The sequence below is a fragment of the Amycolatopsis sp. NPDC058340 genome (genome assembly GCF_042723975.1).
Classification (GTDB): Bacteria; Actinomycetota; Actinomycetes; order Mycobacteriales; family Pseudonocardiaceae; genus Amycolatopsis.
On record NZ_JBHXIB010000062.1, the window covers coordinates 1 to 26,594 of the forward strand.

Genomic DNA, 26,594 nt, shown 5'->3' on the forward strand with positions numbered 1-26,594 from the left:
TCCCTCGACTGAGCCGAGGGAAGGGGGCCTTCACGCGCCTTGGGACTCTAGCCGAAAGCGCCGCCGCCGGTCTGCGGAGCACCGGAAGGCTTGACCTTCACCTGCGGCGTCTTGCCCGGCGTGCCGCACGGCTTCGTCAACGCGGCCGGGGCGACCCGTGCCGAGCTCGACGACGGCACGCTGCTCGAAGGCGGTTCGCTGCTCGAAGGCGGCTGACTGCTGGACGGGGGCTTGCTGCTCGACGGCGGTTTGGTGGGCGTGGTCGTCGGCGGCGGGCAGACGATCTCGAACTCGACGGTCGCCGTCCCACTGGCGGCGGGCAGGTTCGGCCCGCCGTCGCAGCGGAAACTCGCCTTGAACTTGCCGGTTTTCCCCGCGGCCTTCCCTTGCCCGGCGTACGGCATTTGGTCGCCCGAACCCGCGCGGGCCTGGAGCGTGACCGGACCGGTCAGGCCCGGCGATGTCACGGCGGAGCGCGTGCCGTGGCAACTGGCGGTGAAGTCCAATGCCTGCCCCGGCGCGACCTTCGCCGGGCTGACCGAAAGTTTCGGCGGCGGCGCGGTGGCCGACGCCTGAGGAGCGAGGAGCACTCCCGCCGTCATCGCGAGCAGACCGGCGCTCGCGACGATTCCCTTCATTCCCATGATCTTTCTCCCTCAATGCGAGCCCTCGCACTGAGAACACCGTCGGGAAAGGGAATCGGTTGCCCTCGGCGACGAAATACTCGTGAGTGGTAAGGACGGTTCTAACCGTCCTTACCACTCACGAGAAAAGCGCCCCCGCCGCCGGTCTGAGGCGCCCCCACCGGGATTTTCGAAACCTGACGGCCCGAAGCCGGTTTCGTTGGCGAAGAAGGCTTCGGCAGCGCAGTCGGCCTCGGTACAGGCGGCTTCGGCGCCGGCGGCTTACTCGGCGAGGTCGGCGTCTTGCCCGGCACGACCTGGAGGTTCGCCGTGATCGTCGTGGTCTTGCAGATCGCCGTGATCGTGTAGAAGGCGGGCCGCGCCGCGGCGTCGATATGCGCGACGGCGCCCTGGATCACCGGAACCTCGTTGGTCACCGTGAATTCGCCGATATGGTCGAGCACCTTCGACTTCACCTCACCGAGTTCGCCGACCGGGCACCCGACCGAGACCAGGATCTCCTCCCCCGCCGCCGACTGCCGGGGCGAGAGCCCGAGGAACGGGTACGGATCCGCCTTCGGGTTCGTGGGCGGGGCGTCCTGCGCGTACGCGACGGCCGGGGCGACCAGCGCGACCCCGCACGCCAGCACCAAGGCGGACCTGATCATGGAACTCACCTCGCGATCAACCGGGCGAAAACGATGATGTTGTCGAGATAGTTGCGCGACGCCTTGTCGAAGACCCCGCCGCAGGTGATGAGCCTCAGTTCCGGTTCGGCGGTGTCGCCGTAGACGGCGTCGGTGGGAAACTTGTCCTTCGCCACCCTCTCGACCTTCGTGACCGCGAACTCGGCCGTCGTGCCGTCCTTGCGGGCGACCGAGACCTTGTCGCCGGGCGCCAGTTCCTTCAGCCGGAAGAAGATGCCCTTCTGCTTGTTCCCGTCCACGTGCCCGAGGATCACCGACGGCCCGACCTCCCCCGGGGTCGGACCGTTCACGTACCAGCCCGCCTGCAACGGCTGGGTCACCGGCGGTACCTCGATGGTGTTGTCCGCGTTGAGCCCGAGCGGGATCAGGCTGGATTTCGCCTCGATCTTGGGCACGTCGATCGACACCGGATCGGCTTTCGGCATCCCGCCGACGGGTTCGGCCTCCGGCTCACCGCCCGGCGCCACCGGCTCCTCTGTCCGCTCCGCGCTCGCCGGAGGCGCGGCCTGTCCGGTCTCCCCCGGGCCGGACAGCACGATCGCCAGCGTCGCCAAGACGGCCAGCAGGACGGCCGCGAGCACCAGCGGCGCCCGTCGTCCCCGCAACCAGTTCGCTCTCATGTCCACCTCCCGGGCGCGACGAACCGGCCCCGGCCCCCAGACCGGGACCGGCTCGTCGTTCACCCCACGTCTGCCAAACGCCGCACACGGCCGGACGGTTGCCCGCCAGGGTCACGAAACGATCGCGATCGCCGGTGCGAGAGGAAGAAAATCAGGACGCCATGCTGCCGTCTCCGGCGTGGGCGCCACCGGCGGGCACCGCGCTCACCTGCCGAGGTGGAACGGAAAACGTCGCCGTATAAGACTTTCCGTTGCAGTTGACGGTCAGCGGGTAGCTTCCAGGCGCCGTGCCCTGCTTGAGTTCGACGTCGGCGCTGACATTCGCCGGGACCCCGATGAGCGGGCCGTAGTCGTACTTCCCGATGGTCAGCACCGGCGAAGAGAACGTCGTCGACGTCGGCGCCTTCATGCCGTCTCCGCCGGGGCACCGCGCCAGCGCCACGTTGGCGTCGCCGTGCACGTACTTGTTGACGAGCCCGAGTTCGTAGGCCGTGTCGTCGTTGAGCTGCACGGTGACACCGGGGTCCGGCTGGGGCTGCTGAGCGAAACCGGTCGCCGTCCCCGCCAGCACCGCCGCACCGATCGCCACCACTCCGGCGAACACCCTGCGAATCACCAAAAACCCCTAGCTGTCAACGAAACACCGACACGCGCTAGACGCGGGCACCCCCGCGAAGGTTGCTCGGCCGACGAAGATCAGTCCAAGTCGTCGTGCCGCATCAGCTGGCGGCCCGCCTCGGTGATCGACCCCGACAGCGACGGGTACACCGAAAATGTCAGTGCCAGGTGTTCCACTGTGAGCTGGTTCTGGACGGCGAGCGCGATGGGAAGGATGAGTTCGCTCGCCGTCGGCGCCACGACCACCCCACCGACGACCACGCCGGTGGCGGGGCGGCAGAACAGCTTCACGAAACCGCGTCGCAGGCCTTCCATCTTCGCGCGGGCGTTCGTCGCGAGCGGGAGCATGATGGTGCGGGCGGGCACCTCACCCGAGTCGATCGCCTGCTGGCTGATGCCGACGGTCGCGATCTCGGGGTGCGTGAACACGTTGGCGGCGACGGTCTTGAGCTTGATCGGCGCGACACCCTCGCCGAGCGCGTGCCACATCGCGATACGGCCCTGCATGCTGGCCACGGAGGCGAGCATGAGCACCCCGGTGCAGTCGCCGGCGGCGTAGATACCGGGCGCACTGGTGCGGGAAACGCGGTCGACGCCGATGAAGCCACCGGGGCCGGGCTCGATGCCGACCTTCTCCAGGCCGATGTCGGTGGTGTTGGGCACCGAACCGACGGTCATCAGCGCGTGGCTGGCTTCGATCACGCGGCCGTCGGAGAGGTGGATCTCGACGCCCTTTTCGGTGCGCTCGACCTTGTCGGCGCGGGCCTGCTTGACGACGGTGGTGCCGCGCTGGGAGAAGACCTCTTCGAGCACGGCGGCGGCGTCGGCGTCCTCGTGCGGGAGCACGCGGTCGCGGCTGGACACGACGGTGACCTTGACACCCATCTCGGTGTAGGCCGAGGCGAACTCGGCACCGGTGACACCCGAACCGATGACGGCCAGGTGCTCGGGCAGCTCACGCAGGTCGTAGAGCTGACGCCAGTCGAGGATGCGCTCGCCGTCCGGCACCGCGCCGGGCAGCACCCGCGGCGTGGCGCCGGTCGAGATGAGGACGACGTCGGCGTCGAGCACCTCGGTCGAGCCGTCGGGGGCGGTGACGGCGACCTTGTGCGTGGCGAGCCCGGCCTCTTCGTCGTCGAAGCGGGCCTGGCCGATGACGACACGGACGCCCTCGCGCTGGACGCGGGCACGGATGTCGGCGGACTGCGCGAGCGCGAGGCCCTTCACCCGGCCGTGGACGGTCGGCAGGTCGACGCTGGTGTCGGCCATGTCGGTGTTGATGCCGAGCTCGCGGAGGTCGTGCATGTTCGCGAGCGCGCCGGAGGAGGCGATGAACGTCTTCGACGGGACGCAGTCGTAGAGCACGCACGCGCCGCCGAGGCCGTCCCGTTCGACGATGGTGACGTCGGCTCCGTGCTGGGCCGCGACCAGTGCCGCTTCGTAACCGGCGGGGCCTCCGCCCATGATCACGATCTTGGTCACTGGTCTCCTCCTCGCAGCGGTGTCTGTGACTGCGTTTACCGTACGCGGGCGACCGTTGGGCGGATTGAGTGGCCGGACACGGCATGTGCGTCCAGCCGGGTGACCGGTAGGTCGCTAGGCTGTGGCCGTGCCGTTGTATGCCGCGTATGGATCCAATATGGAGCCCTCCCAGATGCTGGAGCGTGCTCCGCACTCGCCCATGGCCGGCACCGGCTGGCTGGAGGGCTGGAGGCTGACCTTCGGCGGCGAGGACCTCGGCTGGGAAGGCGCGCTGGCGACCATCGTCGAAGACCCGGGCTCCCGGGTCTTCGTGGTGTTGTACGACGTCACCTCCCTGGACGAGCCCAATCTCGACCGCTGGGAAGGCGGCGAACTGGGCATCCACTCCAAGATCCGGCTCCGCGTGCAGACCATGGACGGCTCGGTGCTGGCCTGGCTGTACGTCCTGGACGCCTATGAGGGCGGCCTCCCGTCCGCGCGCTACCTCGGCGTGCTGGCCGACGCGGCCGAGGCCGCCGGCGCCCCCGCCGACTACGTCGACGCGCTCCGCACCCGCCCCTGCCAGGGCATCTCCGGCTGATCACGCGTGTCGTCCATCTGATCACGCGTGTCGTCCGTCCGATCACGCGTGTCGTCCATCTGATCACGCGTGTCGCCCGCCCAATCACGCGACCGCGCGCCTTTCGAACGCCCTAGTCAGCTCGGACAGGACACGCCGGGGATCATGCAAGTCCTCCGCCGACGCCCGGATCGTGATCCACCCCCGACCGGCCATCCGAGCGTCTCGCTCTGAGTCGTGGTCTCGACGCTCTTCATGGGAAGCGAAGCCGTCGTATTCCAGAGCGATGCGCCGAGCAGGCCACGCCATGTCGAGGACATACAGTTTGCGTCCGTCGATCGTGGTGACCTCGTACTGCGTCTCCGGGATCGGGAACCCCGCCTCGACGACGATCAACCGGAGGATGCTTTCCGGTGGGGAATCCGCCTTGCCGGTCGCCAGGTCGAGCAACATGACCGCCCTGTGGATACCTCGTCGGTCACGTCGGCCCACGAGCCTGTCCCGGACGTTCGCACGCAGAGTGCGGACATGGTCCGGCAGGAGGCCGTGCATCGCCTCGTCCAGTGCGGCGAACGCGGTTCGCTTGTTCCCCTCGCAGAGGAAATCGGCCAGCGCCAGATCCAAGGAGAACATGGCGAGCCCGTCGAGTTCGACGACATCCGAGGCCCTGAAGTCGGCCTGATGGACGGTCAGCCCGGACTTCGACTTGATCCGCCGCGAGTGGGGCACCGTCACGTGGACCGCAGTGTCGTCCACCGCCGAAATCCCATGTAGCGCAAGGGCTGTGGCTCCCGACAGCGCAGCGGGTTGTCCGACCACGAGCAAGGCGGCCTGAGCCCGGGTCGCCAGTTTGAGCGAATCCGAAGCATGGATGACCACACCCCGCCACGGTTGAACGAGGACGCCGGTGGCCAATCCTTCGAGGACCAGCCGACGCCCCAGAACCTTGTCGGCCTCACTACGCGAGACCGCCCCATGCCGTCCTCCCCAATCGATCATGCCTTGGAGGATCGTCGGGTTTCGCGGTCCCGGAAAGGCCACTCATCCACATCTGTGGATAACTCCACATCTGTGGACAACCTGTGGACAGGTGTTCGACACCGGTTGTGGCGAACACCTGTGACCAGGTGGACGACACGCGTGATCAGACGGACGACACGCGTGAGTGAGTGGACGTCAGGCCAGGGTGGCCAGGGCGGTGTGGACCAGCGTGCGGACCCCGCACAGCAGCGAACGCTCGTCGAGGGTGAAGGTCGGGCGGTGGATGTCGGCCATCGGGCCTTCACCGGACCAGACGCCGAGGCGAGCGAAGGCGCCCTGGACGTGCTCCAGGTACCAACCGAAGTCTTCTCCGCCGGACGACTGCTCGGTTCCGGCCACGGCGGTCTCGCCCAGCGCGGCCTCGACGCCGGCACGCATCAAAGCGTGCGACTCCGGGTCGGAGACGACCGGCGGCACACCGCGGCGGTAGTCGAGGGAGAACCCGACCCCGGTCGGCGCGAGCAGCGACTCCACCGAAGCCGCGACGAGCGGCTCCAGCATCGTCCAGACCTCGTGGTCCGCGGTCCGCAACGTGCCGCGGAGCACCCCGTCCTGCGGGACGGCGTTGGCGGCCTGCCCGGCGTGCACCGCGCCCCAGACCAGCACGGTCCCGGATCGCGGGTCGACACGCCGCGAAAGGACCGCGGGCAGCGACGTGATCACGGTGCCGAGCGCGTGCACCAGGTCCGCGGTCAGATGCGGCCGCGAGGTGTGCCCTCCCGGCGAGGTGAGCCGCAGCTCGATGAGGTCGGCGGCGGAGGTCAGCGCGCCGACGCGCAGCCCGACCTTGCCGACCTCGAGCCGCGGGTCGCAGTGCAGGCCGTAGATCCGCTCGACGCCTTCCATCGCGCCGGCGGCGATCATGTCCAGCGCGCCGCCGGGCATGACCTCTTCGGCGGGCTGGAAGATCAGCCGGACACGGCCCGGCAGCTCCGGCGCGCCCGCCAGCGCCCGGGCGGCGCCAAGGAGGATCGCGGTATGCGCGTCGTGCCCGCACATATGCGCGGCGCCCTCGGTCTTGGAGGCGTACGGGAGCCCGGTGGCCTCGGTCAGCGGCAGGGCGTCCATGTCGGCGCGCAGCGCGACGCAGCGGTCGCCGCTGCCGATGTCGCAGACCACGCCGGTGCCCGAGGGCAGCACCCATGGCTTGAGCCCCACCGAGCGGAGCAGGGACATGACCATTTCGGTCGTGGCGAACTCGTGGCGGGAGAGCTCCGGGTGCGCGTGGATGCGACGTCGCCACGCGACGACGTCGGTGGCGTTCGCGCGGAGCCAGTCGTCGAGCCAGAAGGGGCCACGCCCGGCACCCAGATCATGCACAGGTGCCATGCTGACGCCGGCCTCGGAGATCAGCGCGGTGGGCGCCTCTATCGGGGCAACGACGCGACCCTCGGGGTCGCCTGGAATGTCCGGACGTGAATCGAGCACCGTCACGCCGCACCTCCTCCCGCAACACAGTCGCCTTCGTCTACCACCGTACGAGTGGTCGCTGAAGGCACGCTGGGTGCCGTTCGATCTGTGATACGCATTTGCGATAGATCGTGCACCATGCAGATGACAAGCCGCTCGTCGAGTGATCGAGCCGGAGATGGCCGGTAGTGGATCTGCGATGAACGGCTGCGAGAGTTCGGCCCGGGCTAAGCGGAGAGTCCTTCTACTTACGGGCAGCGGTTCAGGACTTCTTCTTCTTGGAACGGGAGCGACGGCCGAGGATCACCAAGCCGAGCAGGATGGCCGCGGCGATACCCGCGATGACCTTCTTCTTGGTCTCCTGGCTGTTGGCCTTGTCGGTCTCGGCGGGGTCGAGCACCGGCCCCGGAGGCGCCTGCTCGAGCACTTCGTGCACCGCCCCTGCCTGCATGATCACCGGCGCGGGCGCCTGGATCTCCACGGCCTGCGCGGCGGGCGCGCAGACGACCAGCCCGGCGGCGACGAGTCCGGCAAGCTGCCCGAGACGAGACCTTTTCGGCATGACTCCCTTTCGACGGCGTGGCGCGAACCCGATTCTGCACTCTGCCGGGTTCCCGCGTCAGCCGCCACGCGGAGGACCGGAGAACGCCTCCAGAATCCGTTGCGCGGCCAGCGTCGGCGTCAGCTCACCGTCCCGGACCGCCCGTTCGACGTCCGGAACGACCACCCGCACCTCCGGATGCGCGGCGAGCCGTCCGAGCAGCTGTTCACGGACCATCGACCAGGTCCACTCCACCTGCTGCCGCCGTCGCCGTTCGTCCAGTTCACCCGAAGCGGTCAGAACTTCGCGATGACGGCCGATTTCGGCCCAGACCTCGTCGAGCCCGACGTCGGTGAGCGCGCTGCACGTCAGCACCGGAGGCGTCCACTCGGCGTCCCGGCCGTAGATCATCCGCAGCGCGCCGGCCAGTTCGCGGGCCGCGCGTTTCGCGTCGCGTTCGTGGTCGCCGTCGGCCTTGTTGACCGCGATGACGTCCGCGAGTTCGAGAACGCCCTTCTTGATCCCCTGCAGCTGGTCTCCGGTGCGGGCCAGGGTCAGGAACAGGAAGCAGTCGACCATGTTCGCCACGGTCACCTCGGACTGCCCGACGCCGACGGTCTCGACCAGCACGATGTCGTACCCGGCCGCTTCCATCAGCACGATCGTCTCGCGGGTCGCGCGCGCGACACCGCCGAGCGTGCCCGAAGTCGGCGAAGGGCGGATGAACGCCTTCGGGTCCACCGCGAGACGGGCCATCCGGGTCTTGTCGCCCAGGATCGAGCCACCGGTCCGCGTCGACGACGGGTCGACGGCCAGCACGGCGACCTTGTGCCCGGCCCCGGTCAGATCCGTGCCGAGCTGGTCGATGAAGGTCGATTTGCCGACACCGGGGACGCCGGTGATGCCGACGCGCCGCGCGCCGCCCGCGTGCGGGAGCAGCTCGACGAGCAGTTCCTGCGCCTGTGCCCGGTGATCGTCCCGGTTGGACTCGACGAGCGTGATCGCCCGCGACAGCAGGCCGCGGTCACCCGCGAGGACGCCTTTGGCCAGCGCCCCGACGTCGATCTTGCGCGGCAAGGTTCAGGACTCCTGGGCGGTCAGCTGTCCGATGAGGTCGATCGCGGCTTCGGCGATCACCGTGCCGGGGCCGAAGATCGCCGCCGCGCCCGCCGCGCGCAGCTCCTCGTAATCCTGCGGCGGGATGACGCCGCCGACCACGACGATGATGTCCTCGCGGCCCTGCTCGGCGAGTTCGGCGCGCAGCGCGGGAACCAGCGAGAGGTGCCCGGCGGCCAGCGACGAAACGCCGATCACGTGCACGTCCGCCTCGATCGCCTGCCGCGCGACCTCGCCGGGAGTGGAGAACAGCGGGCCGACGTCGACGTCGAAACCGATGTCGGCGAAACCGGTCGCGATCACCTTCTGGCCGCGGTCGTGGCCGTCCTGGCCCATTTTCGCGACCAGGATCCGGGGACGGCGGCCTTCCTCCTCGGCGAACTTCTCGACCAGCTCGCGCGCCTGCTCGACGTTCTCGGTCTTGCCGACCTCCTCGCGGTACACACCGGAGATCGTACGAATCTGGCCGGAGTGGCGCCCCCAGATCTTCTCCAGCGAGTCGGAGATCTCGCCGACGGTGGCCTTCGCCCTCGCGGCGTCGATGGCCAGCGCGAGCAGGTTCCCGTCGGACTCGGCGCCCGCGGTGAGCCGTCGCAGCGCGTCCTGTGTGGCGTCCTCGTCGCGTTCTTCGCGCAGCCGCCGCAGTTTCTCCAGCTGCTGCGCGCGCACACCGGCGTTGTCCACTTTGAGCACGTCGATCTGCTCGTCGTCGGTGACCTGGTACTTGTTGACGCCGATCACCGGCTGGCGGCCGGAGTCGATCCGCGCCTGCGTCCGCGCCGCGGCCTCTTCGATGCGCAGCTTGGGGATGCCGGCGTCGATCGCCTTCGCCATCCCGCCCGCCTGCTCGACCTCGGTGATGTGACCCCAGGCCTTGCGCGCGAGGTCGTACGTGAGCTTCTCGACGAACGCGCTGCCACCCCACGGATCGATGACGCGGGTGGTGCCGGATTCCTGCTGCAGCAACAACTGCGTGTTCCGCGCGATACGGGCGGAGAAGTCGGTCGGCAGCGCGAGCGCCTCGTCGAGGGCGTTGGTGTGCAACGACTGCGTGTGCCCCTGGGTCGCCGCCATCGCCTCGACGCAGGTGCGGACGACGTTGTTGTAGACGTCCTGCGCGGTCAGCGACCAGCCCGACGTCTGCGAATGCGTCCGCAGGCTCAACGACTTGGAACTCTTGGGCTCGAAGCCCTTCACCAGCTTGGCCCACAGGAGGCGCGCCGCGCGGAGCTTCGCGACCTCCATGAAGAAGTTCATCCCGATCGCCCAGAAGAAGGACAGGCGGGGCGCGAACTTGTCGACGTCCAACCCGGCTTCGACCCCGGCGCGGATGTACTCGACGCCGTCGGCGAGCGTGTACGCCAGCTCCAGATCGGCGGTCGCCCCGGCTTCCTGCATGTGGTAGCCGGAGATGGAGATCGAGTTGTACTTCGGCATGTTCCGCGAGGTGAACGAGAAGATGTCCGAAATGATCCGCATCGACGGCTGCGGCGGGTAGATGTAGGTGTTGCGGACCATGAACTCCTTGAGGATGTCGTTCTGGATGGTCCCGGCCAGTTTGTCCGGCGTGACACCCTGCTCCTCGGCCGCGACGACGTACAGCGCGAGCACCGGCAGGACGGCGCCGTTCATGGTCATCGAAACGCTCATCTTGTCGAGCGGGATGCCGTCGAAGAGCTGGCGCATGTCGTAGATCGAGTCGATCGCGACGCCCGCCATGCCGACGTCACCGGCGACACGCGGGTGGTCGGAGTCGTAGCCGCGGTGCGTCGCGAGGTCGAAGGCGACCGAGAGACCCTTCTGCCCGGCGGCGAGGTTGCGGCGGTAGAAGGCGTTCGACTCCTCGGCGGTGGAGAAACCCGCGTACTGGCGGATGGTCCACGGCTGGTTGACGTACATCGTCGGGTACGGGCCGCGCAGATACGGCGCGACACCGGGATACGTGCCGAGGAAGTCCACTCCGGACAGATCGTCGGCCGTGTACACCGGCTTGACGCCGATTCCCTCCGGCGTCTCCCACGCGAGCGCGTCGGGCCCCTTGCCGGTGGCGGCGTGCAGTGCGTCGGTCCACTGAGGACGGTCAGCCGGTTCGGGAGAACCGAGGTCGATTCCGGCGAAGTTCGGGATGGTCATCACTGCACTCCGAGCTCGTTCAACGTGCCGGTCAGGATTTCCAGGGCGTCGCAGCCCGTGAAGAGGTAGCCCGTGACGTCCGGGTGGTCGCCGGGTTTCCCGGCGAGCAGCACCGACGTGGCGCCCGCTTCCTTCAACGCCTTGGCGACGCTGTCGGCTTCTTCGGCGTAGGAAGTGTTGCTTCCGCAGAGACAGGCGATCTTCGTTCCGCTGGCCCGGAATTCCGCGATGACATCTTCGGGCGCACCGGGGTTCACCGCCTCGATCCCGCCCGCCTGGAACAGGTTCGCCGCGAAACTCGCCCGCGCGGTGTGCGCCGCGACGGGGCCGAGCGTGGCGAGGAAGACGCGCGGACGGCTGGGATGCGCGTCCGCCCGGTCTCGCAGCGCCTCGAAGGCCTCGGCGTACCGGTGGCGCGGCAGGCCGCCGCCCGGCAGCTCGCCGAGCGGGTCGCGGACGACCGTTTTCTCCGTCAGATTGGGGAATTCGCTGACGCCGGTGATCGGATCGCGACGGGTCCCGATCCGCTTCGACCGCTTCTCCCAGGTCTCGGCGAGCCGTGCGGCGAGCGCGCCGGACGCCAGTTTTGCTTCGATCCCGCCCGCCGCCTCGATGGCGGTGAACTCGCGCCACGCGGCCTTGGCCAGCTCGTCGGTGAGGTTCTCGACGTACCAGGAGCCGCCCGCCGGGTCGATGACACCGGCCAGTTTGGCCTCCTCCAACAGGACGGCGTGCGTATTGCGCGCGATCCGCGCGGAGAACGCGTCCGGCTGGCCGATCGCGGCGTCGAACGGGAGCACGGTGATCGCGTCCGCGCCGCCGACCCCGGCACCGAAACAGGCGAGGGTGGTCCGCAGCATGTTCACCCACGGGTCGCGCTGGGTCAGCATCGCGGGCGAGGTGACCGCGTGTTGCCGCATACCGGCGCCCTTGCCGGCTGAGACCCCGGCGACTTCGGTGACCCGGGCCCACAGCCGCCGCGCGGCGCGGAATTTGGCGATCGTGAGGAACTGGTCCGCCGTGGCGGCGAGCCGGAATTCGATCTGCCCGGCGGCGGTGTCGACATCGAGCCCCGCTTCGGTGAGCGCCCGCAGATACGCGACGCCCGCGGCGATGGTCGCGCCGAGCTCCTGCGCGTCCGAGCCACCCGCCTCGTGGAACGGGAGGCCGTCGGCGACGATCGTCCGCACCTTCGGGTGGCTGGTGGCGACGCGCGCGGCCAATTCCGCGGCGGGGGCGAGCGGATGGGCCGAACCGGTGCGCGCGGTCGACCCGATCGGGTCGGCGCCGAGCGTCGCGGTGACCGCGCTAGCCGGGATCTCGCGCTCGGCGAAGAGCGCGAACAACTCGTTCGCAGCGGCTTCGTACTCTTCACCCGCGTCGAGGGTGACGGGTGCGAGGTCGACGTACACCTCGTTCAGCGCGTCGCCCAGAGCGGCGACGGGAACACCGGTCGCGCCGGCGCGCAGCCAGATCGAGCTGACACCGCCTTCGAGGTCGGCGAGGATCGCGGCGTTCGTGGCCTTGGCGTCGCGGCGCGCGTACCGGGCACGGATGTCCCAGCCGGTCGTCACCGCTCCCTCGGGCCGGGCGCTTCGTACGAACGGCGGAAGACCGGGGAAACCTGTCCCCTCGACCGTGTCTTCGGCGGTGTAGAGCGGCTGGATCTCCAAGCCGTCATACGTCCGCGTGACCAGCTTGCTTTCGGGCAGGCCATCGAAGGACTCGTCGATGGCGCCGCTCTTGCGCAGCACGCCGGCGACCAGCTCCCGCCACTGTTCCCGGCTCGCTTCCGGGAACTCCGCCGCGAGCTTCAACTCCTCGGGCGCGTCGGGCTCGCCTGGGGTCGGCACTGACTCCGTCTCGGCCACTTCCGTCATAGCCATCGATGCTAACGGGCCACAAGTGGTGCCACCTGTGACGCTAGTCGCGCCTAGGGGGTGATTAGGGGGCGCGCCGGGGAGGTGGCCCGCTGTTCGTGATCGGCGATTTCGCGTGCTTGGCCGGACGGCACGCGTGATCAGAGGGACGACACGCGTGACGGGATGGACGACACGATCGCCGCCGGGCTTCCGCCCGAGTCACGCGTGGCCCGTTCACTCCGACAGGGCACGGCGCATGGGTCCGCCACGCGGGCATACGACACAATTGGGCCGTGCCGTCCGACACCACCGAGCCCAGCGAGAGTCCCGGCGACGAGAAGCGTGTGGTCGCGGGGCGATATCGGTTGCGCTCGGTCATCGGATCAGGGTCGATGGGCACGGTCTGGTCGGCCTACGACGAGTTCCTGCACCGCCCCGTCGCGGTCAAAGAGGTCCGCCTCCCGCCCGGCGTCCCGGCGTCGCAGGCCGACGAACTGCGCGAGCGGACACTGCGCGAAGCCCGCGCGATCGCCGTCCTGAGCCACCCGAACGTGATCATCCTGCACGACGTCGCCCGCGAGAACGACGAACCGTTCGTGGTGATGGAGCTGCTGCCGTCGCGCAGCCTCGCGCATATCCTGCGCGACCACGGGCCGCTGACGGTCGAGCAGGCCGCGGCGGTCGGCATCGCGGTGGCGTCCGCGCTCGAAGCCGCGCACGCCGCCGGGATCACCCACCGTGACGTCAAACCGGGGAACGTCCTCGTCGCGGGCGACGGCCGGATCAAGCTCACGGACTTCGGCATCGCGCGCAACGTCTCCGAAGCCACCATGACCCGCACCGGGATGATGCTGGGCTCGCCCGCCTACATCGCGCCCGAAGTCGCTTCCGGCGGCGCCGTCGTCCCCGCCGCCGATCTGTGGGGTCTCGGCGCGACGCTGTTCGCCGCCATCGAGGGCTCGCCGCCGTACGACGCCGACGGCGACCCGCTCGAAACGGTCGGCAAGGTCGTCAACGGGAAGGTGCCGAAACCCGGCCCCGGTCCGCTGGCCGACGTGATCGGCGCGCTCATGAAGAAGGAGCCGTCGAAGCGGATCACCCTGCGCGAGGTGCGGCGCCGCCTGTACCCGTTGCAGGCCAAGACGCTCATCGACCTCTTCCCGGCCGAGCTGTTCCACACGCCCGACGGCAAGAAGACCACCGCGCATCTGGACGCCACCGACACCCAGGTGATCAAGCCGGTCGCGCCGGAGAAGCCGGGCGAGGGCACGAGTTCCGCACTCGCCGCCGACCCCGGCCCGCTGCCGTTCCTGAACCAGCCCGCGCCGTCGCCTCCCGTCGAACTCGCGCCGATGCCGACCGTCACGCCACCGCCGCCTCGGCGGCCCGGCCGGTCGACGGTGGGCACCGTGGTGCTGGCGCTCGCGTCGGTCGTCCTCTTCCTGCTGGCCGCGGGCGGCGGGTTCGTGCTGGCCAGGGCCGTCGGCGGGCAGGATCTGCGGCCACCGGAGAAGCTGCAGCAAGGCGACACGATCGTCACCCAGCCGCCGCCGAAACTGATCACGCAGCAGGGTGACGCCAGCACGGTGAACGGCCTCAAGGGCGGCCGGTTCAGCCTCGGTGTCCCGGAGGGCTGGCAGAAGTTCGTCGCCCCGCACGTCACCAGGGGTGTGCCGAGCACGGTGGTCCAGTACGTCTCACCCGACGGCCGCCAGACCATCCGGGTCGAGCGGCTGACCGGTTTCCTCGCCGACAGCCGCCCGCCCGCCTACTTCAGCTGGCTGAAGAGCCAGCATCCGGAGATCTCCCCGATCGGCGCGCCCACCGCCGTGCCCGGCCGGGGCGAAGACAGCCAGCGGTACACGTACCGGACGACGGAACGCGCCACCGGGAACCGGGACTCCGTGAACGAGAGCATCACGCGGACGACGTACATGGACCTCTTCGGCGGCGGCACCGATCTGTGGATCCTGTCGGTGACTTCGACGATCGAGCAGGAGAACTCAGCGAAGACCGGGATCTTCGAGCCGGTCGCGCTTTCGTTCATCGTCGACGGCTAGCCCGGCGAAGTACGCCTTCGAGGCACGCTGCTGCGCCAGTCTCCGCAACACCGAGAGCAGCCTGTCGCCCAGCACCGTCTCCACGACGGCGATCTCGATCATCTGCTCCAGCGACTCGATCCCGGCGATGCCTTCGAGGTCCAGGTCCGCGGTCCGGTCGGCGATCTCCGCGTAGGCGTCGAGTTTCTCCAGGTACCAGCCGTGCCCGACCTCGCGGATCGTGCACAGGACGCCGACCAGGGCCTGGATGACCAGGTCGTCCTCATCCTTGCAGGGCCAGCCACGGCGGCCGGCGAGGTCACGGACCGTGGCGAGCGCCCATTCGCGGGCTTCGTCGTCGACGACCCGTTTCGAGGCCGTGATGCCCTGCTGGGCGATACCGAGGACGTGGTGGGGGCTGGCCTCCCCGGCGTCGACCGCGGCGAGCACCTCGCCGACCGTGGCGAGCGAAAGGCCGCCGACGTCCATCAGCGCCCTGATCAGCTTGATCCGCTGCACATGCCCGTCGTCGTACTTCGCCTGGTTGGGACTGGTCCGCTCGCCCGGCGGGAGCAGTCCTTCCCGCAGGTAGTACTTGATCGTGGCGACCGGGATCCCGGCTTTTTCGCTCAGTTCGGCCATCCGCACGCGTGCGCTCTCCGATCTCGGGGACGGTTCCAGGGACATCCCTGAAGACTTCTCAGGATGGATAGTTTAGCTTCCCATAACGGAGAGCTTGACTATCCATTCTGGGAGGGACCATGACCATCTTGACCGATCTCCGGGAGAGAACCCGCACCTGGCACCGAGGTTCGTATCGCCTCGCCCAGGCCTTCGCCGTGATCACCGTGCTGTGCGTCCTGGCGATGCTGATCGACCAGCGGACGCTGAACGGCGCGCCGCTCTGGGCGAAACCGTTCAAATTCGCCGTCTCCGCCGTGCTGTACTTCTTCACCTGGAGCTGGCTCGTCTCCCTGCTGCCCAGGTTCCGGCGGACCGCGGGCTGGCTGGCGAACGCGCTCGTCGTGATCTTCGCGGCCGAATACGCGCTCGTGATCTTCCAGGCCGCCCGCGTCCGCGCGAGCCACTTCAACAACGCGACACCGCTCGACAACACGATCTTCCAGGTCATGGGCGGGATGATCGCCGTGCTCTGGGTGGTCAACCTCGTGCTGACGATCGCGGTCATGTTCACCCGGCTCCCCGACCGCGCGACGGCGTGGGCGGCCAGGATCGGCGCGATCCTCGGCATGATCGGGATCTCGCTGGCGACACTGATGAGCGGCCCCACCCCGGACCAGCAGGCCCTGCTCGACGCGACCGGCCAGTCCGCGATGATCGGCGCGCATACCGTCGGCCTCCCCGACGGTGGCCCAGGCCTGCCGATCCTCGGCTGGAGCACGGTCGGCGGCGACCTGCGGATCCCGCATTTCCTCGGCCTGCACGGACTCCAGGCGCTCCCGCTGCTCGCGCTCGCCCTCGGCGTCCTGGCCGCGCGCTACCCAAGGCTTCGCGACGACGTCCTCCGGCTGCGGCTCGTGGTGATCGCCGGCGTCGGTTACGCGGGCCTGCTCGCGTTGCTCACCTGGCAGGCACTGCGCGGCCAGTCGATCGTCGCGCCCGACAGCCAGACCCTCACCGCCTTCGCCCTCCTGATCGCGGGCGTCGCCTTTAGCGGGCTAATCGCGATCGGGCGGCCCGCGAAGGACAGGGAGCCGGAGGCCTCGCTGCGATGAGCGTCGAGACCCTGTTCACCTGGACCTTCCCGCTGGCGACACCGTTCTGGCTGCTGATGATCTTCCTGCCCGGCTGGTCGTGGACCCGCCGGATCATGGCCTCGCCCTGGACGCCGCTGCTGCCGCTGATCCCGTATTTCGTGCTCGCCATCGCGCATTTCGGCGAACTCTGGACGGCCGTCAGCAGGCCGGACCTCGGCGTGCTCGGCGCGTTCACCGGCTCGCCGTACGGGGCGGCCACGATCTGGGCGCATCTGATCGCCTTCGACCTGTTCATCGCGCGCTGGATGTACCTCGAATCCCGCGAGCACCGGATCCACCCGCTGGTGACCGGCCCGATCCTGGCGCTCACGATCTTCCTGTCCCCGTTCGGGCTGGTGGCGTTCCTGCTCGCGCGAACCGTCCGGATACGCTCGTCGCATGAGTGAGAACGAGGTCGCGGCGGCCGCCGCCATCGCCGAACGCACCGGCGTCGAGAAGCACGACATCGCCGTCGTGCTCGGTTCGGGCTGGCGCCCGGCGGCGGACGTCATCGGGGAGCCCGAGGCGGAGATCCCGCTGGGCGAACTGCCCGGATTCGCCGCGCCGGGCGCGGTCGGGCACGGGGGAACCGTCCGGTCGGTCCGCGTCGGAGACAAGCGCGCGCTGATCCTGCTGGGCCGCACGCATTTCTACGAGGGCAAGGGTATCGACCCGGTGGTGCACAACGTGCGCACCGCCGCGGCGGCGGGCGCCGGGACGGTGCTGCTGACCAACGCCGCGGGCGGCCTGCGTGAGGGCTTCCGCGTCGGGCAGCCGGTGCTGATCTCCGACCACCTGAACCTCACCGCGCGCTCGCCGATCGTCGGCGCGAACTTCGTCGACCTGACCGATCTCTACTCGAAGCGGCTGCGCGACATCGCGCGCGAAATCGACCCTTCGTTGGAGGAGGGCGTCTACGCGGGGCTCACCGGCCCGCATTTCGAGACGCCCGCGGAGATCCGCATGCTGCGGACGCTCGGCGCCGACCTCGTCGGCATGTCGACGGTGCTGGAGGCCATCGCCGCCCGCGCCGCCGGGGTCGAGGTGTTCGGGCTTTCGCTGGTGACCAACCTGGCGGCCGGGATGACCGGTGAACCGCTGAACCACGAAGAGGTCCTGGAGGCGGGCCGTCAGTCCGCCACCCGCATGGGCACCCTGCTCAAGGAACTCGTCTCCCGCGCCTGACGCTTTGCGCGTGAAGGCCCCCTTCCCTCGGCTGATGGAAGGGGGCCTTCACGCGCTTGTCAGCCGGCGAATTCGGGAAGCCGCTGAGCGACCTCCGCGGGCGAAGGCATCGCGGCGACCTCCTCGGCGAGCCGGCGCGCCGCACCGTGGACGGTCTCGTCGACGAGCAGCTTTCGCGCCTGCTCGAAAATGACGTCCTCGACGGCTTCGGCACCGATCAGCTGCACACCCACTCCCGCCGCGACGACGGCCTCGGCGTTCGTGAACTGATCCGCCCCCTGCGGCAGCACCAGCTGCGGCAGCCCGGCGCCGAAGGCACCCAGCGTCGTCCCGCTGCCGCCGTGGTGGACAACGAGGTCGACATGCGGCAGGAGCTCGACCTGCGGCACCCACAGCTCGACGCGGACGTTGCCCGGAACGTCGCCGAGTCCCGCCGCATCCACCGAGGGACCCGCCGCGACGATGACGTCCGCGTCGAGCCGCGCGAGACCACTGATGGCCCGTTTCAGCACGCCCTCGTCACCGAACGCGGTCCCGAGGGTGAGATAGACGAGCGGACGGCTCTTGTCGCGGCCGGCCACACCCGCCGGGAGGTCTCCCGGTTCGGCCCAGCCGACCGGGCGCAGCGGGATCCGGTTCGCTTCGGCCAGGAATTCCGGCGATTGCACCGATTCCGGGCAGATGTCGACGACGGGATCGCCGAAGGACGGCGGATTCACGCCGTCGAAACCGACTTCCGCGGCGAATTCGGCGACACGGCCGTAAATGACGTCCAAGACGTCATCCGGCGAGAACCGGCCGAAACCGTGCCCGATCGCGGGAATCCCGGCGAGATGGGCGGCGATGGCACCGCCGGCGTTGCCGCTCTCGTAGACGACGAGATCCGGCCGGTGGCGCTCCAGCACCGGGGCGAGATCGGCGACGAACCGCCGAGGCAGCACATTTCCGAACACTTCGCCGATAATGGGATGAAACGATTCGGGCGGGGCATCGGAGGCGTTGGGTTTGGGAGCGTCGGGCCCCGCGACCGCCTCGAACGCCTCCCGCATCCCGAATCCGGCCGTTTCCACTGCCAGACCGGCCTTTTCGACCACTGTCAGCATGTCGTCGCCGGTGGCGAACACGACCTCGTGCCCGGCGTCGCGAGCGGCGACGGCGAGCGGTAGTAGGGGATAGAGATGACCATGACTCACCAGAGAAGTGAAGATCAATCGCACCCTCTCCAACGTACCCGTAGGCTGACTCGGTGACGACTTCCTTGACCTCGGATCTCCGGGATCGGGCGTTCCGCTGGATCGCCGACGACCCGGACGACGATTCCCGCGTCGAGCTGCAGAACATCCTCGCCCGCGCGATGGGCGGCGAAACCGGTGCGGCGGACGAACTCGCGGACCGGATGGCCGGGCCGCTCGAATTCGGCACCGCCGGGCTGCGCGGCCCGGTGCGCGCGGGCCCCAACGGGATGAACGTCGCGGTCGTCACCCGGACGACGGCGGGTGTCGCGGCCTGGCTGACCGCACAAGGACATTCGGGCGGCGTCGTGGTGGTCGGCCGCGACGCGCGGCACGGTTCGGAGGCCTTCGCCAAGGCCGCCGCCGAGGTGCTGACGGCCGCCGGGTTCGCGGTGAAGACGCTGCCCGGCCCGCTGCCGACGCCGGTGCTCGCGTTCGCCGTGCTGGAACTCGGCGCGGTGGCGGGTATCCAGATCACCGCGTCGCACAATCCCCCGGCCGACAACGGGTACAAGCTTTACGACGCGACGGGCGGCCAGATCGTCCCGCCTTCGGACGGCCAGATCGAGCGGGCCATCGAAGCCGCTCCCCCGGCGATCAGCGTGCCGCGCGAGCCCGGCGCCGAAGTGCTGGGCGATGAACTCCTCGACGCGTACCTCGCCAAGGTCGCGCTGCTGCCGCGCGGCCCGGAACGCGGGGTTCGGGTCGCCGCGACGGCGTTGCACGGTGTCGGCGCGGAGACCCTGCGCGCGGCGTTCGAGCGCGCCGGGTTCACCGACCTCCATCTGGTGGCCGAGCAGGCGGCGCCGGATCCGGACTTCCCGACGGTCTCCTTCCCGAATCCGGAGGAACCGGGCGCGACGGATCTCTTGCTGGCACTGGCGTCCGAGGTCGGCGCCGACCTGGCGATCGCGCTCGACCCGGACGCCGATCGCTGCGCGCTGGGCGTGCGCGAGCGGGACGGTTCGTGGCGGATGCTGCGCGGCGACGAGACCGGCGTCCTGCTCGGCCGGCATGTTCTGTCCACAGTGGACTCGACCGATCCGCTGGTGGCCACGACCATCGTGTCGTCGTCGATGCTCGGCGAAGTCGCGAAGGAATTCGGGGCGCGCTACGCGGAGACCTTGACCGGGTTCAAGTGGCTGGTCCGCGCCGGCGAAGGGCTGGTGTTCGCTTACGAAGAGGCGCTCGGCCTCTGCGTGAATCCCGGTTTCGTCCGCGACAAGGACGGCATCTCCGCCGCCGTGCTCGCCGCGGGCCTGGCCGCTTCCCTGCGCGCGGCGGGCCGCGGGCCACTCGACGTCCTCGACGAACTGGCCGTGAAGCACGGGGTGCACGTGACGGATCAGGTCTCGCTGCGGGTCACCGATCTGTCGGTGCGGGAGCGCCTGATGGCGGGCCTGCGCGCCACTCCCCCGGCGTCGCTGGGCGGCACCGCCGTCACGATGGAGGACCTCCTGCCCGACGCCGACGTCCTCCGCCTGACCGGCGAGGGGCTGCGTGTCGTCATCAGGCCGTCCGGGACCGAGCCGAAACTGAAGGCGTACCTGCAGATCAAGGAGCCGGTCACCGGCGATCTCGCCGAGGCGCGCGCCGCCGCGGACGCGCGGCTGGCCGCGCTCCGGACCGACATCGGGTCCCGGCTGGTGTGACGTGCCGAAGCTGCTGATCGTCCACCACACGCCGTCGCCATCGACACAGGCGATGTTCGAAGCCGTGCTCTCCGGCGCGAATCATCCGGACATCGAGGGCGTCGACGTCGTGCGCCGGGCGGCGCTGGGCGCGACCGTGCCCGACGTCCTGGACGCCGACGGCTACCTGCTCGGCACCCCGGCGAATCTCGGCTACATGTCCGGCGCCTTGAAGCACTTCTTCGACACCGTCTACTACCCGTGCCTGGATTCCACGCGGGGACGGCCGTTCGGGTTCTTCGTGCACGGCAACAACGACACGTCCGGCACCGTGCGCGGGATCGAGGCCATCACGACCGGCCTCGGCTGGGAAAGCGCGGCCTCACCGGTGCTCGTCACCGGCGAACCGGGCAAAGCGGATCTCGAGGCCTGTTTCGAATTGGGCGGCACCCTGGCCGCCACGCTCATGCCCTGACCCCCGGCCGCGTTTCGTCCTCTGAATGCGGTGGTCCACATCACGAACCATCGCATTCAGAGGACGAAACGCCTGGAGAAAAGTAAGGGGCCTGTCACCGGAAGCCCTGGGGGTCGACCTCCGGCAACAGGCCTAGGCCAAGGGTTCGCCGTGATGGCGATCAACCTTGGCTGCCTCAGCGTACTACATCCGGCACGATCTTGTGCACCCACCGGAAAAAACGGCTCTCACTCCGGTGTCCGTGCACCCCCAGGGCACGGATTCCGGAGTAAGAGACCGGACACGGCACGAAACCGCTTGACAACTGTAAACCACTGCATACATGCGCTGTCAACAGCTGCGGACAGCCTGTATCGCGTTACACTCCAACTACGGAACGGGACTACGGAACGGTTGGGGGGTCATGTCGCCGTATCAGACCTTCGCCCAGAAACTGACCGCGCTGATCGATTCGGTGCGCGCGGACGAAGGCGCCCCGCACAGCTATCGCGAGCTCTCCGCGGCGATCGACCGCGCCGGCGGGCCCACCATGTCGCCCGCGTATCTCCAGCAGCTCGCCACGGGCAAACGGGTCAACCCGAAGATCCACTACGTCGAAGCGCTGGCGAAACTGTTCGGGGTGCCGATCACCTATTTCTTCGACGAGCAGGAGCCCCAGCCGGTCGGAGAGGCGACGCTGATGGCCATGCGCGCACAGGAGCTTTCCCCGCAGGGCCGTCGCCAGGTGATGGACCTGCTGGAACTCGTCGAACGCTACGAACGGGCCGAGCGCGAGCAGCCGGAAGAGAACCGATGAAGGAACGGGAGCTCCGCAAACGCTGCCGCAAGATGCTGAACAAGCTCGACATCGAGCCGCCGCTCGACGTGGGCGTGCTCTGCGAGCGGCTCGGCGAACAGCGCGGCAGGCCGATCCGCCTCATGCCGTACCCGCTGGAGGTCCCCGGCCCGTTCGGCTGCTGGATCGCCACCGGTTCGGCGGACTACATCTTCTTCCAGCAGGAGACCACGAAGTCCCACCAGGACCACATCATCCTGCACGAACTCGGGCATATGCTCGCCGATCACCATCCCGGCGGCGACGCCGAACCCGCCGACTTCCTGCGCGGCCCCGCCACCGGGCTCGACGGCGACGCGGTACACCGCGCTTTACGCCGCACCTCCTACGATGAGGCGCACGAATGGGAAGCCGAGACCGTGGCGACCATCATCCTCGAATGGGCGTCGGTCTTGAACTACACGATTCCCCGTCGCGCCGACGACGATGACGTCCGCCGCGTCCAAGGCGCGCTGGGCGACCATCAAGGGTGGCTGTGACCGCACTGTTCTCCCCCATCAACGTCGTGGCGATGGTGTTGTTCGCGACCGCGCTCGCCTGGCGGATCTACCAGACGTACCGCGCGCCCCGCTTGCTGCCGAACTGGGCGATCACGATCACCATCGTCTGCGTCGCCGGCTCCTTCCTCGCCCAGCAGAAGGTCATCGTCGGCTGGCTCGACGGCCTGACCGGCAAGGGCACCGGCCGTCTGGTCAACAACGTCATGCTCGCCATCGGCGTATGCGCGCTGCTGATCGTGTTCCTCGGCTCCGCGCTGGGCCCGCGCAGGCCGGGGCGCGTCCTCTTCGAGCTGATCCCGTTGTCCGGCGCGATCACGCTGATGCTGGTCGCCATGGCCGTCACCCCGCCGGAGGTGCGGGGGCTGGCGCTGAGCCCGGAGCTCGTGCACGTACCCGGGGTGGCGCTGTTCTACCTCGGCGCGGGGTGCTACCTGATCTACGGCCTCGCCGCCTGCGCCTGGTGGATCTTCCGGTACATCCGCACCGCGGACCGCCATCTGAAGATCGGGCTGAAACTCAGCGCCGCCGGGCTGATCTGCCTTTCCGTCGGCAGTGTCTTCCGCGCGCTCTACATCGTGATCGCCTGGGCGTTCGGGCCGTCGATCCCGCTCCTGCTCACCGTCGCCGTCCCGTTGGTACTCCTCGGGATCGTGCTCTTCCTCGCCGGGATCACCTATCCCGGCGCCCGCGCGCGGTTCGCCGCGCTGCGACGGCGCCGCCAGCACCGGCGGCACCACGACGAGCTCACCCCGTTGTGGACCGCGCTGGCCGGGATCTACCCGAACATCGTGCTGCGGACCACGCCGCAGGGGACGTGGGAACGGTGGCGCCCGCGCACGGTCCACCGCCGGTACTACCGCCGGGTGATCGAGATCCGGGACGGGCTCGTGCAGCTGAGCCCCTATCTGGAAACCGATCTGACCGCACTCGCCGCGGACGATCCGCAGGCGGCCGCTGCGGCGCTGAAGACGGCGATCGCCCGGCAGAGCGCGGGCGAGGAGACCGACGGACGCGCGAAACTCGTGCTCCCCGGCGGCGCCTCCGACATCGAATCCGACGTGCGCCCCTTGCTCGCGCTCTCCGCCGCCGTCTACAGGAGCGACGCATGACGACACAGCTTTTGCTGACCGCGAGCCGGATCCTGCCGCGCCCGAGCACGCCGGTCGAAGACGGTGCCGTGCTCGTCGAAGACGGCCGGATCCTCGCGGCGGGCCCGCGCGCCGAGGTCGTGGCACAAGCCTCGCCGGACGCCGAAAGGCACGACTTCCCCGGCGCGACGCTGCTGCCCGGCCTGTTCAACGCCCATGTGCACCTGGCGTTCGACGCCACCCGCGAGATGCTGCCGAACTTCCTGGCGAGCGACGACGAAGCCTTGCGCGCGGGTGCCAAGGAGCGTCTGGAGCAACTGCTGCGCAGCGGGGTCACGACGGTGCGGGATCTCGGCGATCGCGGCGCTTTGGGCGCGCGGGTCCGTGCGGAACTCGAAGGCGCCGCCGCGCCGCGCCTGCTGACCGCGGGATCACCCCTGACCGTCCTCAAAGGACACTGCCATTTCTTCGGCGGCGAGGTCGAGGGCGACGACGCGATCCGGGCCATGATCGACGCGAACGCGGCCGCCGGCGCGGACGTGATCAAGGTGATGGCCAGCGGCGGCCAGATCACCGAGGGCGGCGCGGATATGTGGGAGTCCCAGTTCGACGTCCGGGCGTTGCGCCTGATCGTCGAGCACGCGGGGCGCCACGGGCTCCCGGTCGCGGCGCACGCCCACGGCGCCGACGCGATCGAGGCGTCGGTCGAGGCGGGCGTGGCCACGATCGAGCACTGCACCTGGCTGACCGGCCCCCAGCGGCAGGATCGGCGCGAGGGTGTCGCCAAACGGATGGCCGCCGAGGGCATCGCGGCGTGTTCGACCAGCAGCCGCAACTGGCGGATGCTGGCCGAGCGCATGGGCGAAGAGCTCGCGAAGACCGTCTACGGCAGGCTGTCCTGGCTGGAGGAGCTGGGTGTCCCGCTTCTGGCGGGCACGGACGCCGGGCTGCCCGGCTCGGTCTTCGACGACCCCGTCGGCGCCCTCGAACTCTACGAATGGCTCGGTTTCGGCAGGCGCCGGATCCTCGAGATCGCGACCGAGGACTCGGCCGCCGGGCTCGGCCTCGGCGACGTCACCGGACGGCTCGCCCCCGGGCTGAGCGCCGACGTCCTGGTGGTCGACGGCGATCCGCTCGCCGATCTTTCCGCCCTCCGGAACCTTCGCCTGGTCCTTGCGCGCGGGTCGGTCGTTTCGGCTTAGGGCCAACCGCGTCGCGGCGTGATCGAAGGCGGAACTCGCGTGACTGGATGCCGCACTCGGTGTTCCGCCGCCGATCACGCGAGTTACGGCTTCAATCACGCGAGTTCCGTGCAGCGTCACCGTGAGTGGGACGCCAAGTTTGGTGACACCGTTTTAAAACAGTGTTATCGTTGCCTCATGGAAGGACCGATCAAACTGTTCACCGTCATCGCGCTCGTCTCGCTGCCGACGGTGATGTACGGCGGCTACGCACTGATGGGCGTCCTGCGCGACAAGAAGCTGACCGAGCACCAGCGCGCGATGTTCCGCGCCGGCCACGCGCACGCCGGTGTCCTGCTGGTACTCGCGCTGGTCGCGCTGCAGATCCTCGGCCAGACCGGGCTTCCGGACGCCGCTCGCTGGATCGTGTGCTTCCTTCTGCTGTTCGGTGTGCTGGCCCAGTCGGGCGGCTTCTTCCTGCACCTGGCACCGGGAAAGGGCAAGCTCGGCGGGCGGGTCACCGGCGCCGGGGCGGTCCTGCTCGGGGCGGCGATCCTGACCACCGCGTACGGCCTGGCCTTCCCCTGACAAAACCGCCGGAAACGGCTCGTTAAGCTTGTTGACGTGCCTGAATACCTGCCGACAGCCCCCGCCAAGGGGACCCGCGACTTCCTGCCCGCCGAGATGTCCGTCCGGACGCAGGTGTTCGGCCATCTCTACGACGTGCTCGAACTGCGGGGTTTCCTCCGCTACGACGGCCCGATCCTCGAACCCGCCGAGATCTACGAGCGGAAGTCCGGGCAGGAGATCGCCGACCAGCAGCTGTACACGCTGACCACCAAGGGCGGCGAGCGGCTGGCGCTGCGCCCGGAGATGACGCCGTCGGTCGCCAGGATGATCGCGGGCAACGCCAAATCGCTGCAGTTCCCGGTGCGCTGGTACAGCCACCCGAACTGCCACCGCTACGAGCGGCCGCAGCGTGGCCGGGTCCGTGAGCACTGGCAGATCAACGCGGACATCTTCGGTTCGGACAGCGCGAACTGCGAGATCGAGATCTTCGAGCTGATCCACGACATGATGGGCGCGCTCGGCGCGACCCCGGACATGTTCCAGGTGCGGGCCAACGACCGGAACCTGCTCTCGTCGGCGCTCACCGACATCGTCGGTGTGACGGCGGAGCAGTTGCCGCAGGTGTTCACCCTGGTGGACCGGTGGGAGAAGTCGGACCGGACGAAGCTGAGCGACACCGCGACCGAGATCGGGCTGACCGACAAGCAGTTCGAGAAGCTGACCGAGATCCTGTCCTCGGGCGCGGCCCTGCTCGACGAGCTGCCCGAGCAGGTCAAGGAGAACTCGAACCTGGTCAAGGTGCTGAACAGCGGCGCCGCGGATCTGATCAAATTCGATCCGATGATCGTGCGCGGGCTCGCGTACTACACGTCGACCGTGTTCGAGGTCTTCGACACCTCTCCGGAGAACCGTCGCGCCCTCTTCGGCGGCGGCCGGTACAGCGACCTGGCGTCGTTGTTCACGTCGCAGCAGATCCCCGGGATCGGTTTCGGCATGGGTGACGTCACGCTGATCGACTTCCTCGACACGCACGACCTCACCCCGAAGCCGCGCAGCGAGGTCGACGTCGTGGTGATCCCGGTGACCGAAGAGCTCACCGACGCCTCGCGGGAGGTCGCGGGGCGGCTCCGGAAGGCCGGTCTGCGCACGTCCACACCGGTCGAACTCCGCAAGTTGGGCAAGGAGCTCACCCGGGCCGACAAGGCCGGGGCCCGGGCCGTGGTGATCGTGGGCCAGGAGGACTGGGACGCCGGGAACGTGACGGTGCGCGGTCTCGCGACGCGCGAACAGCGGACGGTGGCCCTCGACGGCGTGGTCGAAGCGGTCAACTCCTCGCTCTGACAACGAAAAAAGCCGGCGCCCTTTCCGAGGGCGCCGGCTTTTTTCGTG

Annotated in this window: 26 protein-coding genes; 13 read left to right on the forward strand and 13 right to left on the reverse strand. The window is 69.2% G+C overall.

Going from position 1 to position 26,594, the window contains the following annotated elements; genetic code table 11:
- Positions 1–47: 47 nt before the first annotated feature.
- The 5 genes from ACFWIW_RS37335 to ACFWIW_RS37355 form a co-directional block, all read right to left on the reverse strand.
- Positions 48–644: a hypothetical protein gene (locus ACFWIW_RS37335; RefSeq protein ID WP_378372800.1), complete on the reverse strand. Its 597-nt coding sequence runs from the start codon at positions 642–644 to the stop codon at positions 48–50.
- A 101-nt stretch (positions 645–745) separates the two neighbouring features.
- Positions 746–1,291, reverse strand: coding sequence for a hypothetical protein (locus ACFWIW_RS37340; protein WP_378372801.1), 546 nt, complete (start codon positions 1,289–1,291; stop codon positions 746–748).
- A 5-nt stretch (positions 1,292–1,296) separates the two neighbouring features.
- A complete protein-coding gene (locus tag ACFWIW_RS37345; protein ID WP_378372802.1) occupies positions 1,297–1,950 on the reverse strand; it encodes a class F sortase in 654 nt (217 codons plus the stop codon).
- Positions 1,951–2,101: 151 nt separating this feature from the next.
- Complete coding sequence (locus tag ACFWIW_RS37350) at positions 2,102–2,542, reverse strand: hypothetical protein (protein ID WP_378372833.1); 441 nt, start codon at positions 2,540–2,542, stop codon at positions 2,102–2,104.
- A 104-nt stretch (positions 2,543–2,646) separates the two neighbouring features.
- A complete protein-coding gene (locus tag ACFWIW_RS37355) occupies positions 2,647–4,050 on the reverse strand; it encodes an NAD(P)H-quinone dehydrogenase (protein WP_016331316.1) in 1,404 nt (467 codons plus the stop codon).
- A gap of 127 nt (positions 4,051–4,177) precedes the next feature.
- Here ACFWIW_RS37355 and ACFWIW_RS37360 point away from each other — a divergent pair, with 127 nt between their 5' ends.
- The gene (locus ACFWIW_RS37360) at positions 4,178–4,630 is read left to right on the forward strand and encodes a gamma-glutamylcyclotransferase (RefSeq protein ID WP_185927259.1); all 453 of its coding nucleotides are present in this window, start codon (positions 4,178–4,180) and stop codon (positions 4,628–4,630) included.
- A gap of 84 nt (positions 4,631–4,714) precedes the next feature.
- On the opposite strand, the gene ACFWIW_RS37365 is transcribed toward ACFWIW_RS37360, so the two are convergent.
- From ACFWIW_RS37365 to ACFWIW_RS37390, 6 genes are all read right to left on the reverse strand, one after another.
- Positions 4,715–5,608 (reverse strand): DUF559 domain-containing protein, encoded by an 894-nt coding sequence (locus tag ACFWIW_RS37365; protein ID WP_378372803.1) that lies wholly within the window; start codon positions 5,606–5,608, stop codon positions 4,715–4,717.
- A 177-nt stretch (positions 5,609–5,785) separates the two neighbouring features.
- The gene (locus tag ACFWIW_RS37370) at positions 5,786–7,084 is read right to left on the reverse strand and encodes an amidohydrolase (RefSeq protein WP_240595655.1); all 1,299 of its coding nucleotides are present in this window, start codon (positions 7,082–7,084) and stop codon (positions 5,786–5,788) included.
- A gap of 238 nt (positions 7,085–7,322) precedes the next feature.
- A complete protein-coding gene (locus ACFWIW_RS37375) occupies positions 7,323–7,622 on the reverse strand; it encodes a hypothetical protein (protein ID WP_378372804.1) in 300 nt (99 codons plus the stop codon).
- Positions 7,623–7,679: 57 nt separating this feature from the next.
- A complete protein-coding gene (meaB, locus tag ACFWIW_RS37380; RefSeq protein WP_378372805.1) occupies positions 7,680–8,678 on the reverse strand; it encodes a methylmalonyl Co-A mutase-associated GTPase MeaB in 999 nt (332 codons plus the stop codon).
- A 3-nt stretch (positions 8,679–8,681) separates the two neighbouring features.
- Positions 8,682–10,850 (reverse strand): methylmalonyl-CoA mutase, encoded by a 2,169-nt coding sequence (gene scpA / locus ACFWIW_RS37385; protein ID WP_378372806.1) that lies wholly within the window; start codon positions 10,848–10,850, stop codon positions 8,682–8,684.
- Positions 10,850–12,730, reverse strand: a complete 1,881-nt coding sequence (locus tag ACFWIW_RS37390) for a methylmalonyl-CoA mutase family protein (protein ID WP_378372807.1) — start codon at positions 12,728–12,730, stop codon at positions 10,850–10,852. Before ACFWIW_RS37390 ends, scpA begins: the two co-directional genes overlap by 1 nt.
- A 275-nt stretch (positions 12,731–13,005) precedes the next feature.
- Between ACFWIW_RS37390 and ACFWIW_RS37395 the strand changes: the two genes are divergently transcribed.
- Entirely contained in the window at positions 13,006–14,772 is a 1,767-nt protein-coding gene (locus ACFWIW_RS37395; protein WP_378372808.1) for a serine/threonine-protein kinase, read from the forward strand.
- On the opposite strand, the gene ACFWIW_RS37400 is transcribed toward ACFWIW_RS37395, so the two are convergent.
- On the reverse strand, positions 14,716–15,438 hold the full coding sequence (locus ACFWIW_RS37400) for a MerR family transcriptional regulator (protein WP_378372809.1): 723 nt from the start codon (positions 15,436–15,438) through the stop codon (positions 14,716–14,718). The two genes, ACFWIW_RS37395 and ACFWIW_RS37400, sit on opposite strands and share 57 nt — an antisense overlap.
- A gap of 74 nt (positions 15,439–15,512) precedes the next feature.
- Here ACFWIW_RS37400 and ACFWIW_RS37405 point away from each other — a divergent pair, with 74 nt between their 5' ends.
- The 3 genes from ACFWIW_RS37405 to ACFWIW_RS37415 are packed head-to-tail and all read left to right on the forward strand — an operon-like array spanning position 15,513 to position 17,693.
- Complete coding sequence (locus tag ACFWIW_RS37405) at positions 15,513–16,487, forward strand: hypothetical protein (RefSeq protein WP_378372810.1); 975 nt, start codon at positions 15,513–15,515, stop codon at positions 16,485–16,487.
- On the forward strand, positions 16,484–16,915 hold the full coding sequence (locus ACFWIW_RS37410) for an ABA4-like family protein (protein WP_378372811.1): 432 nt from the start codon (positions 16,484–16,486) through the stop codon (positions 16,913–16,915). The genes ACFWIW_RS37405 and ACFWIW_RS37410 overlap by 4 nt, the downstream gene beginning before the upstream one ends.
- Positions 16,908–17,693, forward strand: coding sequence for a purine-nucleoside phosphorylase (locus tag ACFWIW_RS37415; RefSeq protein WP_378372812.1), 786 nt, complete (start codon positions 16,908–16,910; stop codon positions 17,691–17,693). The genes ACFWIW_RS37410 and ACFWIW_RS37415 overlap by 8 nt, the downstream gene beginning before the upstream one ends.
- Positions 17,694–17,752: 59 nt before the next feature.
- On the opposite strand, the gene ACFWIW_RS37420 is transcribed toward ACFWIW_RS37415, so the two are convergent.
- Positions 17,753–18,910: a glycosyltransferase gene (locus ACFWIW_RS37420; protein ID WP_378372813.1), complete on the reverse strand. Its 1,158-nt coding sequence runs from the start codon at positions 18,908–18,910 to the stop codon at positions 17,753–17,755.
- Between the two features lie 29 nt (positions 18,911–18,939).
- Between ACFWIW_RS37420 and ACFWIW_RS37425 the strand changes: the two genes are divergently transcribed.
- From ACFWIW_RS37425 to hisS, 8 genes are all read left to right on the forward strand, one after another.
- A complete protein-coding gene (locus ACFWIW_RS37425) occupies positions 18,940–20,577 on the forward strand; it encodes a phospho-sugar mutase (protein ID WP_378372814.1) in 1,638 nt (545 codons plus the stop codon).
- A 1-nt stretch (position 20,578) separates the two neighbouring features.
- On the forward strand, positions 20,579–21,031 hold the full coding sequence (locus tag ACFWIW_RS37430) for a flavodoxin family protein (RefSeq protein ID WP_125732377.1): 453 nt from the start codon (positions 20,579–20,581) through the stop codon (positions 21,029–21,031).
- A gap of 403 nt (positions 21,032–21,434) precedes the next feature.
- Positions 21,435–21,827 carry a helix-turn-helix domain-containing protein gene (locus tag ACFWIW_RS37435; protein ID WP_038519350.1) on the forward strand — a complete coding sequence of 131 codons (393 nt, stop codon included), beginning with the start codon at positions 21,435–21,437 and terminating at the stop codon, positions 21,825–21,827.
- Positions 21,824–22,345, forward strand: coding sequence for a hypothetical protein (locus ACFWIW_RS37440; protein ID WP_126735233.1), 522 nt, complete (start codon positions 21,824–21,826; stop codon positions 22,343–22,345). Before ACFWIW_RS37435 ends, ACFWIW_RS37440 begins: the two co-directional genes overlap by 4 nt.
- Entirely contained in the window at positions 22,342–23,475 is a 1,134-nt protein-coding gene (locus tag ACFWIW_RS37445; protein WP_378372815.1) for an MAB_1171c family putative transporter, read from the forward strand. Before ACFWIW_RS37440 ends, ACFWIW_RS37445 begins: the two co-directional genes overlap by 4 nt.
- Positions 23,472–24,656, forward strand: a complete 1,185-nt coding sequence (locus ACFWIW_RS37450; protein ID WP_378372816.1) for an amidohydrolase family protein — start codon at positions 23,472–23,474, stop codon at positions 24,654–24,656. Before ACFWIW_RS37445 ends, ACFWIW_RS37450 begins: the two co-directional genes overlap by 4 nt.
- A gap of 177 nt (positions 24,657–24,833) precedes the next feature.
- On the forward strand, positions 24,834–25,223 hold the full coding sequence (locus ACFWIW_RS37455; protein ID WP_378372817.1) for a hypothetical protein: 390 nt from the start codon (positions 24,834–24,836) through the stop codon (positions 25,221–25,223).
- 36 nt (positions 25,224–25,259) lie between these two features.
- Positions 25,260–26,546: a histidine--tRNA ligase gene (gene hisS / locus ACFWIW_RS37460; RefSeq protein WP_378372818.1), complete on the forward strand. Its 1,287-nt coding sequence runs from the start codon at positions 25,260–25,262 to the stop codon at positions 26,544–26,546.
- The last annotated feature ends 48 nt before the right edge of the window (positions 26,547–26,594 follow it).

Excerpts from the sequence above, each read along its gene's own strand:
- ACFWIW_RS37335 (WP_378372800.1), bottom strand. The coding sequence starts at position 644 with ATGGGAATGAAGGGAATCGTCGCGAGCGCCGGTCTGCTCGCGATGACG.
- ACFWIW_RS37340 (WP_378372801.1), bottom strand. The coding sequence starts at position 1,291 with ATGATCAGGTCCGCCTTGGTGCTGGCGTGCGGGGTCGCGCTGGTCGCC.
- ACFWIW_RS37345 (WP_378372802.1), bottom strand. The coding sequence starts at position 1,950 with ATGAGAGCGAACTGGTTGCGGGGACGACGGGCGCCGCTGGTGCTCGCG.
- ACFWIW_RS37365 (WP_378372803.1), bottom strand. The coding sequence starts at position 5,608 with ATGATCGATTGGGGAGGACGGCATGGGGCGGTCTCGCGTAGTGAGGCC.
- ACFWIW_RS37375 (WP_378372804.1), bottom strand. The coding sequence starts at position 7,622 with ATGCCGAAAAGGTCTCGTCTCGGGCAGCTTGCCGGACTCGTCGCCGCC.
- scpA (WP_378372806.1), bottom strand. The coding sequence starts at position 10,850 with ATGACCATCCCGAACTTCGCCGGAATCGACCTCGGTTCTCCCGAACCG.
- ACFWIW_RS37390 (WP_378372807.1), bottom strand. The coding sequence starts at position 12,730 with ATGACGGAAGTGGCCGAGACGGAGTCAGTGCCGACCCCAGGCGAGCCC.
- ACFWIW_RS37400 (WP_378372809.1), bottom strand. The coding sequence starts at position 15,438 with ATGTCCCTGGAACCGTCCCCGAGATCGGAGAGCGCACGCGTGCGGATG.
- ACFWIW_RS37405 (WP_378372810.1), top strand. The coding sequence starts at position 15,513 with ATGACCATCTTGACCGATCTCCGGGAGAGAACCCGCACCTGGCACCGA.
- ACFWIW_RS37410 (WP_378372811.1), top strand. The coding sequence starts at position 16,484 with ATGAGCGTCGAGACCCTGTTCACCTGGACCTTCCCGCTGGCGACACCG.
- ACFWIW_RS37415 (WP_378372812.1), top strand. The coding sequence starts at position 16,908 with ATGAGTGAGAACGAGGTCGCGGCGGCCGCCGCCATCGCCGAACGCACC.
- ACFWIW_RS37435 (WP_038519350.1), top strand. The coding sequence starts at position 21,435 with ATGTCGCCGTATCAGACCTTCGCCCAGAAACTGACCGCGCTGATCGAT.
- ACFWIW_RS37440 (WP_126735233.1), top strand. The coding sequence starts at position 21,824 with ATGAAGGAACGGGAGCTCCGCAAACGCTGCCGCAAGATGCTGAACAAG.
- ACFWIW_RS37450 (WP_378372816.1), top strand. The coding sequence starts at position 23,472 with ATGACGACACAGCTTTTGCTGACCGCGAGCCGGATCCTGCCGCGCCCG.
- ACFWIW_RS37455 (WP_378372817.1), top strand. The coding sequence starts at position 24,834 with ATGGAAGGACCGATCAAACTGTTCACCGTCATCGCGCTCGTCTCGCTG.